This is a genomic window from Larsenimonas salina (assembly GCF_023736155.1).
GTDB classification, from domain to species: Bacteria; Pseudomonadota; Gammaproteobacteria; order Pseudomonadales; family Halomonadaceae; genus Larsenimonas; species Larsenimonas salina.
The window spans coordinates 295,873-310,313 of record NZ_JAMLJJ010000004.1 but is presented as its reverse complement, the minus strand read 5'-3'; the positions used below and the strand labels follow the sequence as shown (position 1 = coordinate 310,313).

Sequence of the window (14,441 nt, the reverse complement as noted above, 5' to 3'; positions counted from 1 at the left end):
ATCGGTAGGCGCCCTTGTTGGCGTTGGCGCGCCCCTTTTTTTGAACGTATCGCTCTAGAACATGCCGCCGTTGACGGCCAGGACCTGACGGGTAACGTAGGCGGCGTCTTTTGAGCACAGAAAACTGACAACGCCTGCGACGTCCTCGGGGGCACCGATGCGCTGCATCGGCACCTGCGACTTGATGTGGGCTCGGTCGATCGCGTCGGTCATGTCGCTTTCGATCCAGCCCGGGGCGACACAGTTGACCGTGATCTTACGCTTGGCAAGTTCCATCGCAAGGGCCTTGGTCGCCCCGATCAGCCCGCCTTTCGAGGCGCTGTAATTGACCTGGCCGCGCTGGCCGATCACGCCAGCCGCCGAGGAGAGCGTTACGATGCGACCGCCGGTCTTCGCCTGCACCATTGGCATTACGATGGGCCTCAATACGGCGTAGAACCCGTCGAGGTTCGTCTCCAGCACGCTGTCCCACTGATCGTCGGTCATGCCCGGAAACGGCGCATCCGCACTCAGGCCTGCGTTGAGAATCACACCGTAGTAGGCGCCGAACTCGTCCATGTCAGCCTCGAGCGCAGCCCGGGCGGCCTCGCGGTCTTTCAGGTCGAACTGGATCAACCGGGCATGACGACCGAGGGCGCGAATTTCATCGGCCACGTCACGTGCCTGCTCGTCGCTTTGGCGGTAGTGGACAGCGATGTCGAAGCCATCGGCGGCCAGTCGATGTGCGATCGTCCGGCCAATGCCGCGGCCGGCACCGGTCACTAACATGGTTCGGGAAGGGAGGGCGTTATCACTCACGCGGTCAAGGCCTCCGGGTTATCGGGTTGAAAGATACGTAGGTTGCCCTGGGCCACGCAGGTGTCGTCGAGCCAGATCGCGCCATTGAACGTGCCAAGGCCGTTGTCGGCCACGAACTCCGGCTCGATGGTGACGCGATAGGTACGGCCGTACTCAAAATGCGTGACGTTTGGCTGATAGCGCTTGGCCCCCAGAAGTAGCCCTTTTTTGGGCGTGTCAGCTTCCTCAGCGGTGAGATAGCCCCAGGCGGCGATGGCCTGAGCGATCCACTCGAGCCCGACGTAGGCGTCGATGCCCTCTTCATCGGCAAACAGCGCACCCGGCGTGGGCGTTACGCGGGCGGTCAGGGTTTCGGCGCTTGCCGCCTCGACCTGATCAAGCAGGCACATTGGCCCCTGGTGCGGGACACACTCTGCAATAGGGCGTGGAAAACCCGTCATGACGTGCGCTCCAGCAACAGGGTCGCGTTGTTGCCACCGAAGGCGAAGACGTTACTCATGGCTGCCTTGAGCGGCGCTGTGGGGGTGGCGTTATCAACCAGTGCAAGCGGCGGCAGGGCGCTATCGAATGCCCCATCGAAAACGTGCAGCGGAAGCAACTGACGCTCGAGCGCCAGCCAGCAAAATGCCGCCTCAAGCGTGCCGGCTGCGCCCAGGGTATGGCCGGTCAACGCCTTGGTCGCGCTGACCGGCACGGCTACGTCGCCAAACACGCGATGAATCGCCCGGGCTTCCATGGCGTCGTTATGGGGCGTTGCGGTGCCGTGGGCGTTCAGGTAGCCGATGTCGGTGGGTGTGCGTCCGGCCATGCCGAGCGCGCGCTGCATGGCACGGGCCGCGCCGTCGCCATCCGGGTGTGGCGCCGAGATGTGATGGGCGTCCGAGGTCTCGCCGTAGCCGGTCAGTTGAATACCGCCCTCATCGCGGGTAACGATGAACAGCGCCGCCGCCTCGCCGATGTTGATGCCGCGACGGTGTTGTGAAAACGGCAGGCACGGCGTCGGGCTGACCGCATCGAGCGAGGAAAATCCGTGTACGGTCAGGTTGCAGAGCGTGTCGGCGCCACCGGCGATGACCGCATCACAGCGACCGGTGGCCAGCAGCCGTCGGGCGGCGCTCAAGGCGCGCGCTCCTGAGGTGCAGGCCGTCGAGATGGTCCACTGCGGCCCCTTGAGCCCGAGGTGCTCGGCGATGAACGCAGACGGCGCGCCCAGTTCCTGCCGGTAGTAGCAGTACTGGTCATCGAAATCGTTGCCGGCGCCGGTGCGGGCGATCGCGTCCTCGGTCTCGCTGACACCTGAGGTGCTGCTGCCCATGATGACGCCGATGCGCTCGGGGGCGACCCGCTCAAGCAGCGCCGGGAGCTGGTCGCCGAGCGCGTCGAGCGCGGCCTTGATCAGCCGGTTGTTGCGGCTTCGGTGGTTGAAGGGCCAGTCGGCATCTTCCGGCAGGGCCTGAGTCACCGGGCCGAGGCTCAGTGGCGTGCCCGGTGTATAGCGGTCCACCTGTGAGAGGCCACGCACACCGTGGGCGAGGGCATGGGCGATGTCGTCGAGGTTGCTGCCGAAACAGGAAGCAATGCCTGGGCGTGACAGGCGACAGAACAGGGCATTTGACGTCATGGGCTGCGCTCCGACAGCGGGGCAATGGTGATGCGATGACGCGTCTGGTGATCCTCAAGCGTCACGGGGGCGTTGGAAATCAGGCGGTCATTTTGATAGCGAATGGTCGCAACGGTCTCATCGCCTTCTTGAATGCGGCGCACGCGCCCGGAATCCTGCGGCGTTTCGACTGCGGACCAGTCGCTGCCAAGCCAGGCGGTGTTGAGGGCGTCCAGCGGCCACAGGCTCCATTCCAACCGAGACGCCAGCCAGCTTGCCGGAAACGGCGGGTCGGTCAGCGTCTGGGTGAAGCGGGCGCCGTTTTGGTCATCCTTGAGCGTGAACAAGCGCTGGCCGGTAGGCGTTGCCACCACCACGGTCAGGCTGTGATCTTTGAGTTTAAGTACGCTTAGAAGCTGCTGGCGCTCATCCGGGGCCGACTCGGGTTCGATCGTCAAAAGCCGCGTCTCGGTGGTCGGGGCATCCGGATGCTCAAGCACCGGATGGGGCGACACGGAGGGCACGGCGCAGCCGGCCAGGCCGGCAAGCAGGGCGCTCAGCGCCAAGGTAACAAGCCGTCGACGCATCAGGCGCTCTCCTTGCGACACAGGTCCAAAAGCGTACCCAGATGCTTGCGCGGATTGGCCACGAAGGGATTGGCTGTGTCCCAGGCGTAGCCGGCCAGCACCGCACTGATCATGCGTTTCAGATACGCAGGCGGGCTCGGGTGAAAAATGATGGTTTGAAGCGTGCCGTCGTACCAGGCCTCGACAAAGGCGCGAAACACATCGATGCCGTGTCGCAGGGGCTGCTCGTATTCAGTGCGCCAGTCGATAGTCTCGCCTTGGAGCTGGCGGGCGGCAAGCTCGGCCGCGCGTCGGCCCGAGCGCAGGGCGATGGTGACGCCTGATGAAAAGATCGGGTCAAGGAACTCGCCGGCATTGCCGGCGATGGCGTAACCGGGGCCGGTCAGCGCGGTGACATTGGCGGAGTACCCTTGAATCTCGCCCGGCGTACGCAGGAGTTCTGAGTGTTCCAAAAGGCGCTTTAGTTCGGGGAAGCTTGCCCACAGTGCGCGGTAGCGGTCTTCTGAGTTATCGCCACGCTGGGGTAGGCGGTCACTTGGTTCGACGAAGCCGAGTGAGGCCCTGCCGTTTGAAAACGGAATCAGCCAGAACCAGCGCTCAGCGGCGCTGTGATGGGCACCCAACAGAATTTTTTCACGGTCATAGCCGGGGGCGGTGATGTTGTCGTGAAGGTGGGCGAACACGGCCGTTCTCGGAGAAAGCGCCGGGTCGCGGCTCAGACCACAAAGCCGTGCCAGCACACGGCCCGGGCCGCTTGCGTCGATGACGAAACGGGCATCGAGTCGGTAGGGCGTGCCGTCATCCGGTGTGATATCGAGAGACGGTGCGTTCGCGTCCGGCGTAAATCCGTTGACCCGAGCGCCGAAGCGAACCTCGGCGCCGGCTTCGATGGCCGCCTGAATCAGCCGGTGATCGAATTCGGCACGCTCGACTTGAAACGTCTCGCCGGGGCCGTCGCTGAACTTGTCACGAAAATCGATATCCACCACGTGTTCGTCCTGGCTGAACCGGGCGCCGTTCTTTCGCTGATAGCCGCCGTCGTTGACGGTGTCCAAAAGGCCCGCCGCGGCCAGGTCTTCCATGCACTGAGGCAACAGGCTCTCGCCGATGGTGAAGCGGGGAAACTGCGCCGCTTCGATCACACGTACGCGAAAGCCCCGGTCACACAGGCACTTGGCGGCGATGGCGCCGGCCGGGCCAGCGCCGATGATGGCAATGTCGGTTGAATCACTCGCCGTCGAAGTCAATGCGGTGTCTCCGGTGAATCGAGGGTATGAGGTTGAACCAAGGGAACCAGCAGCCACACGCTGAGCAAACCGATCAGCGAGGTCAGACCGATATGGTGTAACACGGGTGTGGCGCTGAACGCCAATAGCCCGAAGGCCAGAAGGCTCGAGGCACTTGAAAGCGTGATCGCAAGCCAGGCGTGGCGCGCACGGTGCTCGGCCATGAAGATGCCGGCATCAAGCCCGAGGCCGATCACGAGCAACAGCGCCAACTGATGAAAGAGATTCACCGGGGTGCCCGCAAGGGCGAGTACGGCAAGCGTGATCAGTACACCGCCCGCAGCCGGCGCCATGACCCGCCAGGTGCATCGTCGATAGCGAAGCGCGAGCAGTGCGGCCAGTACAACGAAGGCGCCACCGACCCACCCTGCGATGGTGCGTCGAAGTTCGCTGAGCACGGTCGCGATGCGGGCAACGCGGTCTTCGTAGCTTAAATACGGCGCGTGCCGGGCGGCGCGTTCGAGCGCGGCAAGCCCTGAGTCATCCAGTACGCCTTTAAGCGGTATGACACCGGCAACGCCTGCCTCTGTGTCACTGTGGCCAAGCCAGAGGCGGCGGTCGGCTTGGCCAAGCGGGCTTTCAAGCCAGGCCTCCAGCGTCAGGTGCGGCGGGTTGACGAGCCGTGCCTGCGCTTTTTGGATCAACGACGATGGTAGGCCTGCCTGGCCGTACAGTGAGGCCAGTGTCTTGTCGTAGAGCGTGCGGGTGCGCTCGAGGTTGTCGTCCTGATGGGCGCTTGAGGGCACATGATCGGTCAGAAGTTCATAGCCACCGAGGTGGCCATTCTTGACCAGCCGTTTAAGAAGCGGCTCGAGTACTTCGGCGCGGGCCTGCCACTGCTCGGGGGTTGCCGCACTCAGTAAAAGATAGCGGCTGCCGGTATCGCGCCCGAGTATCGATTGCACCTGCTGTTCATCCTTCAAAAGCGGCGAGGATGAGGTGGTCAGCAGTTGGAGGCTGTCGTTGGTGTGAAGGCGCACGCCAATGATCGAGAGCGCAAGCACCACGCCGACCAGCGCCCACGCGACCGTCAGCCGGCCCTTGAACGCACAAAAGAGTGTCCACAGGCGATCCGCGGCGGCAGCGGCGCTCGGTGTTGCTTTAAGCGTGACCCGAGGCAGCCACAGCACGACCGTCAGCCAGGCGCCGATCAATCCTGTCGCGGCAAAGAACGCCATCTGGCGAAGCCCTGGCATAGGCGTCAGCGCCTGCGCGGCAAAGGCCAGAACGCTTGAAAGCAGCCCGAGCGCAAGCCCGGGCAGCATGGGCTTTAGCGCAAAGCGCTGGCCGAGCGCGGCGCGCGCGCACTGCATGTGAATGGCGTAGTCGATTGCAATACCGATCAGACTGGTGCCGAAGGCGATGGTCAGAAGGTGCAATCGCCCGAACACCAATAGCGTGGCTGCAAGGGCGAACAGGCCACCGGCCAGCAGCGGCACCATCAGCGTGGCCATGGTTTTCGGTGAGCGAAACACCAGCCAAAGGATCAGCAGTAGACCGATCAACGCGCCAAGGCCGAAGGTCGAGATTTCCTGCCGGGCCTGCTGGGCGCCTTCATACGCGTGAAAGATCATCCCTGAGCGCAGGAGCGTCATGTCCGGGTGCGCGTTCGTCACCGAAGCAACCGCCTGATGAAGCTCGTTCTGGGTCGATTGTGAAAACGGGTTACCCTCGAGCGTGCCGATCAGGACCGCGTATCGGCTGCCTTCATGGGTCAGGGTGATCAGGTTCGAATCGGTTCGAAACGGCAGCGCCATGGTGCCTGCAAGCCAGCGGTCCAGAAGACCGTAGGGGTCTCGGATCGGGTGCTGGTCCAGCCCGTCGGGCATGAAAAGCTGGCGCAGGGCGCGCTGTTCGATGGCCTGATAATCCCCGGCATCGATCTTCTTGCGAAGGTCTTTGTCAAGCAGGCGGTAGCGCGCCGGGCCAAGAAGGGCCACCGGGTCGCCGGTGTCGAAATCCCCTGGGCGCCACTGGAGCCTTTCCACGGCAGGGCTCTTTTCGAGGCGTTCCGCCAGGGCCTTGACGCTGCCTGGTAGATCGTTGCTTTTGACCATCAGTACAAAGCGGTCCTGGAACTGGCTGCCCAGCTGGGCGTTGGCCTGTTGTACCCGAGCCGACTGGTGGGTGTCGGGCAGAAGCGCGGTAACCCGAGTGTCGAACCGAACGCCGTGGGTGATCATCCAGCCGGCAAGCACAACGCAGCCCAGAAGCATCAGCGCCCAGAGCCAGGCCAGGCGTGTGTGGGTTTTGGGTGTCATGGGCGGGTCTGGGTCAGGTCGATGCTGAGCGTGTCGCCATCGCTCAAGGCCATTTCCAGATGCGACAGCGTGTCGCCCCCGGTCAGCGTAATGCGTTTCAGGTAGCGTCGCATGGCCTCAGAATTCGGCGTCAGCCGAGCCTGCCAGTCGGCGTCGCTGCCGGTGAGAGCGATATCAAAGCGTGATTTAAGTGCGGCGAAGTCGCCATTGAGCAGCTGCATGATCAGCCGTGCCACGTCTGCCGGGCTATCCTTGATGGCAGTGCCGTTTCGCTGCATGCCGTCATCATCAAGGGTCAGCGTTTCCTGAACCGGGTCGGTCAACGTCCAAACGACCTGTTCGCCCCGATCGAACTGATAGGTGCCGCGACTGGTCAGGGTGGTCTCCATGTCGTGGAGGTAACGTTTTTGTACGAAGCGCCCTTCGACGTGGTCGGCGGTACTCAGCGTCTGGGTCAGCGTGTTCAGGTCGAACTCGGCGGCCATGGCGTTAAGTGGCAGCGCAAGCGTCGTGCAGATCAGGATGAGGCGGGTGATACGAGACATCATGTGACATTCTCCAGCCGAGTCAGTAGGGCGTCAGGGCAGTGTGACAGGCGTTTGCCGGAAGCCATATCGACGGGCACCTGAACCGTATGGCCCCGGGTCAGACGAGCACCACTTTCCGCGTCGACGACCTCATAGGCGATGCGAAGCCGGCTTTCCCAGTCCGTCAGGGTCGCCCGTACCCGAAGGCGTTGATTGAACCGGGCCGGCCGCGGGTAGCGAATGCGAAGATCCACCACCGGCCATTCGATGCCCGAGGCCTTCATCTGGGGATAGTTGTAGTCGATGCGCTCAAGCAGCGCGCAGCGGGCGAGCTCGAAGTATTTGACGTAATGGCCGTGCCAGACGATGTCCATGGCGTCGACGTCAAAAAAGGGTACATCTACATCGAGGGTGGCACTCAGGCGAGGCATGAGGGTCTCCTGCCGGGGATGTCGATTAGAGTGGCGAACCGGCGCCCGGTTCCGTGGGGGCCGTGGTCGAGGTCGTGTTCGTCGTCGGCGTGGCCCAGAACGGGTAGAAATTGAACCATTCAAGCGGGTAGCGCGCGCAGTAATGTTCCAGCCGCCCGGCGTAGCGCGTCAGTTGATCGGTGATCCACTGGGCGCGGTCGCGGCGCTTGAGGTCTCGTGCATCTCCCAGTGCCTCAAAATGCACGTTGTACTGGCGTTTGTCCCGGGCGCACAGAAGGAAGTAGGTCGGGCAGCGAAGCAGGCTTGCCAGCCAGAACCCGCCTTCTGGGAAGCGGGCGTCGTGGCCGAGAAACGACACGTCCCGCGTGCGGCCATTCAAGCCGATCGGCTCGCGATCACCGGCGATCACCACGAAGCCGCCCTCGTCGATGCGTGCCTGAAGCCGCTGGGCGGTCTCAGGGCCGATGTGAGTGACTTCGATCACATCCGGGCGCGGGCCAGTGCCCTGATTCAAGAGCGTATTGAATCGCTGAGCGTGCTGGGTGTGCATGAGTACGCTGAGTTTGAGGTCGTGTCTAAGGGCGGAGAGCGCCTGACAGATCTCATGATTGCCAAGGTGCGACACCATCATGAGCCCGCCCTGGCCGCTTTCGATGGCTGCGCGCAGGGTGTCACGGTCGACCATCGTGACCTGCTCTCTTGGAATGTCGCCGTGAAGCGCACGCACCTTGTCGCGCATGGCGATACCGAACGCCATGAAATGGCGAAGCGTTGGCAGCATCGGCAGTTTGAGCGCCGGGTAGGCGGCGCGAAGACGCTTTTGGTATTGACGTGATGCCCGCCGGGCCAACGGGTTGCGAAACCAGTAGTAGATGCTTACGAAAAACAGGATAGCGTCGTAGCCACGATCGCCCAGACGGCGATGAATCGACAGCATCAGATTCATGCCGGTAACGGAGCCGGATTCCTTGACCTCGGACCAGTGTTTTTGAGTCATGGGGTACGTTTTCGAAACAGGAGTGAAGGCGCGCGGACAAGCATGCCAAGCGTCAGGCGGCAGTGCATGCGGGCGAGAATCACGTTGTCGCGCCAGAGACGAAAGTGCGAGACGCCATCCTGGGGGTAGCGTACGCGAATGCGGTGATTTTGGATGTCGCCGCCGAGCCAGTGCCAGCGCACCAGAACTTCGGTGTCGAAATCCATTCGATCACCACAGGGGTAGCGCTTGAGCATCGGCGCCACCTGGGCAAGCGGGTAAAGGCGCACGCCGCACATGCTGTCGACGATCTTGAGTGAGAGCGTGTTGAACCAGACCCACACGTGCGTAATGTAGCGACAGATGAAGCGGTGCATCGGCACGCTGTCGTCGAATTCGGGAATACCGACCATCAGGGTCCTGGGGGTTTCACGCATGCTTTCGAGAAGCCCCGGCAGATCATCGACCTCGTGCTGGCCGTCGGCATCGACCTGCAGCGCATGCGTATAGCCACGCTCGAACGCGGCAAAGAGGCCGGCGCGAACCGCGGCGCCCTTGCCCGAATTTTGCGCCAGACGAATCAGATGGATGTGGGTGTGCCGCAGGGACAGCTTATCGAGTACGTCGGCGCAGGCCGGGTGACTGCCGTCGTCGACGAGCAGAATCGGCAGCGACAGTGCCTTCAGGCGCTCGCAGGTGCCCACGATGGCGCCTTCGTGATTGAAGACCGGAACCACGATGCAGGCGCGCGCGTCAGTCATGCGCGGTCTCCTTGAGGCGAAGGCGGCCACTGGCATGTTGGCCGCACTGAGAGCGAATGGTGAACGCAAGGCGAGCCGGGGCGTGCTCAAGCGTCAGTGTGATGCGCATGCCCGGGCGCACCGGGGTTGGGAACTTAAGCCGTTCCAGTGCCCCGGTTGTGAGGGTATCCGGCCAGCGGGTTTTCGCCTCCTGCATGGCCCAGTGCACCAGCGCAATGCCCGGCACGATCGGAAGCCCCGGGAAATGCCCCTCCAGGGCCCGCAGATGTTCCGGAATTTCGTACGTGATGTGGCAGATGTCATCCGGGGCCTCGGTGCACCCAAGCCAACGCGGCACATCCCGGTTTTCAAGATCCTGAAACAGCCGCATGATCGTTGCCCGGGTGAGCTTGCCCTGGGCGTTGACGGGCCAGTGTTCGACGAAGCGGAAATAGCGAGGCAGGGCGATGGTTTCAAAGGCGTCCTGAAGCCCTTCCCTGAGAGCCTGGATCAGCGCCTTGCGCTCGGTACCGGTGTGCGGCACGGCCTGCGGTGTGAGCTGCACGATCGCGGCAATACGGTCGTTGGCGCTTCGGGGCTGAACGCAGTGCGCTTTGACAACGTTCGGTTGCTGGGCAAGCGTACGCTCGAGCGCCTCGAGTGAAATCCGCTTGCCACCTACTTTCACGATTCGGTCGGCGCGCCCAAGCAGCTCGAAGCGGCGCGCATCGATAAAACGCACCCGATCGGCGTGGGTCACCCAGTCCGATGTGGCAAGACGGGGGGAGCGAAGGCACAAAAGCTCACCATCTGCACGCACGTCGGTGTCGTCGAAAGGCTGCCAATGCGAGGCGACTGTGCGGTCTCGCCAGGCAATAGCGCCGGTTTCGGAGCTGCCGTAGATCTCCGTAATAGTGCAGCCGAGCTGTCGACGCGCACGCACGGCCGCGTCTTGAGACAGTGGCGCACCCGATGAAAAGACCTGCTGGGGTGGACGGTCGTTCGCATCAAGCGCTTCGGGCAGACGTTCGAGCTGTGCCGGTGAACTAACCAGTGCGGCCACCGAGGTCGCGTGTAGGTAGTGGTGAACGTCTTCCGGAAATCGACACGGCGTTAATGAAAACGGCAGCCCCTCGGTCAGTGCGCGCAAAAGCGCGGCGGAGAGCCCGTAGATGTGATGCAGGCTGACCTGGCTTACCACCACGCCGTAGGCAAGTGGAAAGGCATTGCTGAAAGCGCAGGTTTCATGCGCCAGCTGACGAAAGGTCTTTGTCAGGCGCTGGGGCGTGCCGCTCGAGCCAGAGGTAAAGATGTCGATGGCCACCGCCTCGGCCGAAAGCGCTCCCCAGACGGGCGGGCCCACGAACGCATCCGGCGGTGGCGTCCAGCCCTGAGCGCCGATCAGGCGTGCGCCGTCTCCGGCAAGGGCTGCAAGCGTGTCCGGCTGGCCATCGTTGGGGAGGATCACGCGCACGCCTCGATGCCAGCAGGCCAGCAGCGCACAGGTAAACGACCACGGGTCGGGGTCGACCAGAATGGCGTCCTGGCCGCGCTCGAGCGGTGCGTGTTGCCAGCGAGCGACGTCCCGACAGAAATCAGCATGATCGCGCTGACACGCACCGGACGTTGCTACCTGTGGCAGGTGAGAAGCCCATTGCCACGGGGCGCTCAGAAAGTGCTGCTCAGTCATGGCCGTCATGAGGTTGCTCTCCGGCGGACGCGGTGTCGAACCAGCCATTCACCGGCAAACAGGGCACCGGTGAGGCAGTAACTGATGACGCCGTTATAGAGTGTCCAGAGTTCGATGTCGGCGAAGAGCGCCGTCAGGGCCGCGATGATCATGTTGATCGTAAAAAACGCACACCAGACCCTTGTGACCTGACGCGTATAGCGCACGCCCGCCTCGGGCAGGTCTGGCTCCTTGAGCCGGGCCAAACGCTCGATGATGGGCATCGGCCCACGCAGGCTGCTTGCGAAGATAAAAAGCATCAGTGCATTACCCATCACGGGGTAGAGCCTCATTCCAAGCTCACTTGAGCCGAACAGGACGATCGCGACCAGCGGAAGCGCCAGCCCCAGATGAAGCCAGAGTCGGTGCGTGAGTACGCCACGAATCAGCATCAGGCCGACCCCGATCAGCGCCAGGGCCAGGCTGTTCAGGTGTGGCAACAGCAACAGCATGGCCACCGGGTAGAGCACGCCCAGCAGTGACACCAGCATCAACAGTGGTGAGGTCGGCGGTGATTTGATCATGTCGATCAGGACGCCCGGCGGGCCTCGACCAGCGCGGCCAGATGACGAAGGCTTGCAAAGTGGGTCTGATTTTCCTCGGCGTCGCTGTCGAGCTTGATGCCGTAGCGCTTTTGAAGCGCAAGGCCGAGTTCGAGCGCGTCGATTGAATCGAGGCCGAGCCCATCGCCAAACAGCGGCTCATCGGGGTCGATGTCGTCGACACTCACATCCTCGAGTTCGAGTGTGTCGATGATAAGCTCGGCCAGTTCGTGTTCCAGCGGTGTCAGTGACGTGTCTGACATGGCAGATCCTCTTGTGTAATGGTCGATCCGCTCTCTAGTGACGGCAGTGCGAGGGTGCCGGGTACGAGCGGGTAATAGTGTGTCACGAGACGCACCGCCAAGCACCACCCTCAGCGGATGCTCGGCGTGTGTGCCATCAGTTCATTGATCAGGTGATCGGGCTGCGCTCTTCCGGCCGTTTTACCGGCGGACAGACTCCGGGCAGGAAGCGCCGGTTCGTGCCCTTTGCGCTCAAGCACCACGGCCACGGCCGAGGGGTGCTCGGCGCAGCGGTCTCTAGCGCGATAGCGCCCGGGGATGGTGCTGTCGCTCCAGATGATCACCACACGAGGCGCCCCTTCTGCCAGAAAGCCTTCAGCTTCTTGAATCAGTGCCGGCCACTCTTCGCCGGTGGCTGAAATGGCTGAGATGGAACCTAGGTGGCCGAAGGCTATCGAATAGACGCCTGCCAGCGCGTTATGTACCGACAGGCTGAACCGGGTCGGAGACACCGGCTCGCCGTCTGCGATGGTGTCGAGCATATCGAGCGGGCGCTGCCCGTCACCGTGCTGGGAGGCGTGAACGATCGGCGCCTCGTCGTCGGCGGCCTTGAGCGCGCCGAGCATGTCGCACAGCGCCCGGCCGACCGGCGTCAGCCGACGCTTGAGCATGGCAGGCACGCCGTGTGCGGGCGGCTTTTCTTCGATCATTACCCGTGGGTCGGTTACCGAACCATCGGGCAGCCAGCCGCGCCAGTCCACAACGATCGGACCGCCGACCGTGTCATTGTCGAGGGGCAAATCTACGCGCATGAGCAGAAGGGTCGCTTGAAGTATTAGAGGCGGGCTATTGTACGCACCCAGTGTGTGATCACCAACTTGTGACGTCCTTAACGGCGTCGGTCGACCGTGCTTTAACCGGGCATCTCGGCATGGAAGCGGCGGCCACAATCAAGCACGATGACTCAATTCGCGTTCCAATCATGGGTAAGGAGTAGGCTTTCGATGAGTTCGTCTTCGGGTAACGATAAACGGCGTGCGTTTCTACGCGGGTCGATGACGCTGCTGCCGGCCGCGGTCATTGGCAGTGTATTGGCGCCACGGGTTCAGGCGGCCGACGGCGGCGACCGTCAACAGGCGATGGACGCCGATGTGCGCGCAAACGTCCTGTACTGGGGCGCCGACCCCTCCGGGCGTCGCGACAGTTCAACGGCGTTTGCAAAGGTTGCGCGCTCGCAGTGGGGGAGAACCATCCATGTCCCGCCAGGCACCTACCGCATCGCAAAGACAGTGGATCTTCACGGCAGAAATTTGAAGGGTCCCGGCCGAACCCGCATGAATAGCGGTGACGACGAGGCGTGTTTGATGCCGCATTACTCCCTGGATGGCCCGATGTTTCGCCATTGTGGCCCGGAAGTGGCCTCGCTTACGTTCAATGGCAAGAGCAAGAAAGGCGCGGTAGCGCTGGAAGCCTCCGATTACAACACCACGATCCAGAATGTCTTTTTCAAATCGATGGGCATCGGGATACTCGTGCCGCAGTTTATCGTCAATTTCAACGTGCTTCAGTGCGCGTTCGTTGACTGTGAGTACGGTCTCCGAGTGAGGCAACGAAAGACAAATTCGTTGCCGTCAACGACCGTTCGCTTGATCGGCAACGAGTTCAACTACGTTGACAATTGTGTGGTGTTCGATGGCGAACTTTACGGGGCGACCTTTCAGGACAACATTTTCGAAGCAGTCAAGGGCGATGCGATCATCGCCAAAGTCATCTACGGCTCGAATTTTATTGGCAACTGGTGGGAAAAGCGCAACGGCGGTGAGTCGGACTGGCCGGCCGCTCGAACGCATATGAAACAGCAGATCGTTAACTGCTTCGCCTCGGCCAACTATCTGGTCTATGGCTGGAAAGACATCTTCAGCGCCGGTGAACACAATCAGGCGATGGGTGGCGTTTCGGCGGCCGACGGCGATCTGGTGGTGCGCTCGTCCACCGGGTCTGCCACGCGCATCTCGCCTAATCATATTCGACAGGAAACCGATGCCTGGATGGGTAAAGTCCCGTTCGTGATCCAAAGCGGGTATTCCAAGGCGCACAAGGACGCTCAGCCACTGGTGTTTCGCCACACAAGCGCCAAGGGTCACGTTCATTTCGATGCCGACCCCGAGCACAATGAGGCGGGCGTGTGGAAAGGCAAGCTGCGCTTTGCGGCACGTGTTAACCCGAGTGCGACGAAAGATGATAAGGGCAAGCACAAGGAAGAGGCAACGCTTTGGGACGAGTACGAGGTCAATGCGGCTCGTCCGGGCATGGTCGGGCATTCAGAGCAGGTTACCAAGAAAGGAAAAGTGCATGAGGCGCTGACCGGCATGCCTCAGTTCGTGAAATGGCGAAAGGGCGATAAGGACGCGCCCGGGGTTGGCTTCTTTCCAACCAACCAAGAGCGCAAAGAAGGTGTGATCGAGCTGTCGTTCAACAAGGGCGAGTATGAATTTCGCGATCCGATCGTGACGGTTACCGTCGATGACAGCGACATCGAACTTGCCGGCATCGAGTATTTGCATGCCTACAGCGGCGCCGAAAAGTATAAGGCCTATTACGGCTTTGTGTTCACGTTCGTGACTCGAAAGGACGGGACGCCGGCTACCCCTTCGAGTTTCAACCTGCAGCTGTTCCATCCGTACTGAGTACGACCCGGCGTCTCTCACACGGCGTCGCTACC

15 protein-coding genes are annotated in these 14,441 nt (G+C 62.3%); 1 reads left to right on the top strand and 14 read right to left on the bottom strand.

What is annotated here, in order from left to right; all coding sequences use genetic code 11:
* Nucleotides 1-54: 54 nt before the first annotated feature.
* The 14 genes from fabG to NAT23_RS10305 form a co-directional block, all read right to left on the bottom strand.
* Complete coding sequence (fabG, locus tag NAT23_RS10370; RefSeq protein ID WP_350028330.1) at nt 55-798, bottom strand: 3-oxoacyl-ACP reductase FabG; 744 nt, start codon at nt 796-798, stop codon at nt 55-57.
* Nucleotides 795-1,238 carry a hotdog family protein gene (locus NAT23_RS10365; protein ID WP_251928028.1) on the bottom strand — a complete coding sequence of 148 codons (444 nt, stop codon included), beginning with the start codon at nt 1,236-1,238 and terminating at the stop codon, nt 795-797. The genes fabG and NAT23_RS10365 overlap by 4 nt, the downstream gene beginning before the upstream one ends.
* Nucleotides 1,235-2,419: a beta-ketoacyl-ACP synthase gene (locus NAT23_RS10360; protein WP_251928026.1), complete on the bottom strand. Its 1,185-nt coding sequence runs from the start codon at nt 2,417-2,419 to the stop codon at nt 1,235-1,237. The genes NAT23_RS10365 and NAT23_RS10360 overlap by 4 nt, the downstream gene beginning before the upstream one ends.
* Complete coding sequence (locus NAT23_RS10355) at nt 2,416-2,985, bottom strand: DUF3261 domain-containing protein (protein WP_251928024.1); 570 nt, start codon at nt 2,983-2,985, stop codon at nt 2,416-2,418. The genes NAT23_RS10360 and NAT23_RS10355 overlap by 4 nt, the downstream gene beginning before the upstream one ends.
* Complete coding sequence (locus NAT23_RS10350; protein WP_251928023.1) at nt 2,985-4,232, bottom strand: NAD(P)/FAD-dependent oxidoreductase; 1,248 nt, start codon at nt 4,230-4,232, stop codon at nt 2,985-2,987. Before NAT23_RS10350 ends, NAT23_RS10355 begins: the two co-directional genes overlap by 1 nt.
* Nucleotides 4,229-6,532, bottom strand: a complete 2,304-nt coding sequence (locus NAT23_RS10345) for an MMPL family transporter (protein WP_251928021.1) — start codon at nt 6,530-6,532, stop codon at nt 4,229-4,231. The genes NAT23_RS10350 and NAT23_RS10345 overlap by 4 nt, the downstream gene beginning before the upstream one ends.
* Nucleotides 6,529-7,080, bottom strand: a complete 552-nt coding sequence (locus NAT23_RS10340) for a LolA family protein (RefSeq protein ID WP_251928019.1) — start codon at nt 7,078-7,080, stop codon at nt 6,529-6,531. The genes NAT23_RS10345 and NAT23_RS10340 overlap by 4 nt, the downstream gene beginning before the upstream one ends.
* The gene (locus tag NAT23_RS10335; protein WP_251928017.1) at nt 7,077-7,490 is read right to left on the bottom strand and encodes an acyl-CoA thioesterase; all 414 of its coding nucleotides are present in this window, start codon (nt 7,488-7,490) and stop codon (nt 7,077-7,079) included. The genes NAT23_RS10340 and NAT23_RS10335 overlap by 4 nt, the downstream gene beginning before the upstream one ends.
* 25 nt (nt 7,491-7,515) lie before the next feature.
* Nucleotides 7,516-8,487, bottom strand: coding sequence for a lysophospholipid acyltransferase family protein (locus NAT23_RS10330; protein ID WP_251594173.1), 972 nt, complete (start codon nt 8,485-8,487; stop codon nt 7,516-7,518).
* The gene (locus tag NAT23_RS10325) at nt 8,484-9,227 is read right to left on the bottom strand and encodes a glycosyltransferase family 2 protein (RefSeq protein ID WP_251928014.1); all 744 of its coding nucleotides are present in this window, start codon (nt 9,225-9,227) and stop codon (nt 8,484-8,486) included. Before NAT23_RS10325 ends, NAT23_RS10330 begins: the two co-directional genes overlap by 4 nt.
* Complete coding sequence (locus tag NAT23_RS10320; RefSeq protein WP_251928013.1) at nt 9,220-10,905, bottom strand: ApeI family dehydratase; 1,686 nt, start codon at nt 10,903-10,905, stop codon at nt 9,220-9,222. The genes NAT23_RS10325 and NAT23_RS10320 overlap by 8 nt, the downstream gene beginning before the upstream one ends.
* Nucleotides 10,902-11,459 carry a COG4648 family protein gene (locus NAT23_RS10315; protein WP_251928012.1) on the bottom strand — a complete coding sequence of 186 codons (558 nt, stop codon included), beginning with the start codon at nt 11,457-11,459 and terminating at the stop codon, nt 10,902-10,904. Before NAT23_RS10315 ends, NAT23_RS10320 begins: the two co-directional genes overlap by 4 nt.
* 5 nt (nt 11,460-11,464) lie before the next feature.
* On the bottom strand, nt 11,465-11,740 hold the full coding sequence (locus NAT23_RS10310) for a phosphopantetheine-binding protein (protein WP_251594169.1): 276 nt from the start codon (nt 11,738-11,740) through the stop codon (nt 11,465-11,467).
* 110 nt (nt 11,741-11,850) lie between these two features.
* Nucleotides 11,851-12,531, bottom strand: coding sequence for a beta-ketoacyl synthase chain length factor (locus tag NAT23_RS10305; protein WP_251928011.1), 681 nt, complete (start codon nt 12,529-12,531; stop codon nt 11,851-11,853).
* 192 nt (nt 12,532-12,723) lie between these two features.
* Here NAT23_RS10305 and NAT23_RS10300 point away from each other — a divergent pair, with 192 nt between their 5' ends.
* The gene (locus NAT23_RS10300; protein ID WP_251928010.1) at nt 12,724-14,406 is read left to right on the top strand and encodes a glycoside hydrolase family 55 protein; all 1,683 of its coding nucleotides are present in this window, start codon (nt 12,724-12,726) and stop codon (nt 14,404-14,406) included.
* Nucleotides 14,407-14,441: the final 35 nt, after the last annotated feature.

Coding starts and splice junctions, on each gene's coding strand:
- NAT23_RS10365 (WP_251928028.1), bottom strand. CDS start 1,238: ATGACGGGTTTTCCACGCCCTATTGCAGAGTGTGTCCCGCACCAGGGG.
- NAT23_RS10360 (WP_251928026.1), bottom strand. CDS start 2,419: ATGACGTCAAATGCCCTGTTCTGTCGCCTGTCACGCCCAGGCATTGCT.
- NAT23_RS10355 (WP_251928024.1), bottom strand. CDS start 2,985: ATGCGTCGACGGCTTGTTACCTTGGCGCTGAGCGCCCTGCTTGCCGGC.
- NAT23_RS10345 (WP_251928021.1), bottom strand. CDS start 6,532: ATGACACCCAAAACCCACACACGCCTGGCCTGGCTCTGGGCGCTGATG.
- NAT23_RS10340 (WP_251928019.1), bottom strand. CDS start 7,080: ATGATGTCTCGTATCACCCGCCTCATCCTGATCTGCACGACGCTTGCG.
- NAT23_RS10335 (WP_251928017.1), bottom strand. CDS start 7,490: ATGCCTCGCCTGAGTGCCACCCTCGATGTAGATGTACCCTTTTTTGAC.
- NAT23_RS10330 (WP_251594173.1), bottom strand. CDS start 8,487: ATGACTCAAAAACACTGGTCCGAGGTCAAGGAATCCGGCTCCGTTACC.
- NAT23_RS10325 (WP_251928014.1), bottom strand. CDS start 9,227: ATGACTGACGCGCGCGCCTGCATCGTGGTTCCGGTCTTCAATCACGAA.
- NAT23_RS10320 (WP_251928013.1), bottom strand. CDS start 10,905: ATGACGGCCATGACTGAGCAGCACTTTCTGAGCGCCCCGTGGCAATGG.
- NAT23_RS10315 (WP_251928012.1), bottom strand. CDS start 11,459: ATGATCAAATCACCGCCGACCTCACCACTGTTGATGCTGGTGTCACTG.
- NAT23_RS10310 (WP_251594169.1), bottom strand. CDS start 11,740: ATGTCAGACACGTCACTGACACCGCTGGAACACGAACTGGCCGAGCTT.
- NAT23_RS10305 (WP_251928011.1), bottom strand. CDS start 12,531: ATGCGCGTAGATTTGCCCCTCGACAATGACACGGTCGGCGGTCCGATC.
- NAT23_RS10300 (WP_251928010.1), top strand. CDS start 12,724: ATGAGTTCGTCTTCGGGTAACGATAAACGGCGTGCGTTTCTACGCGGG.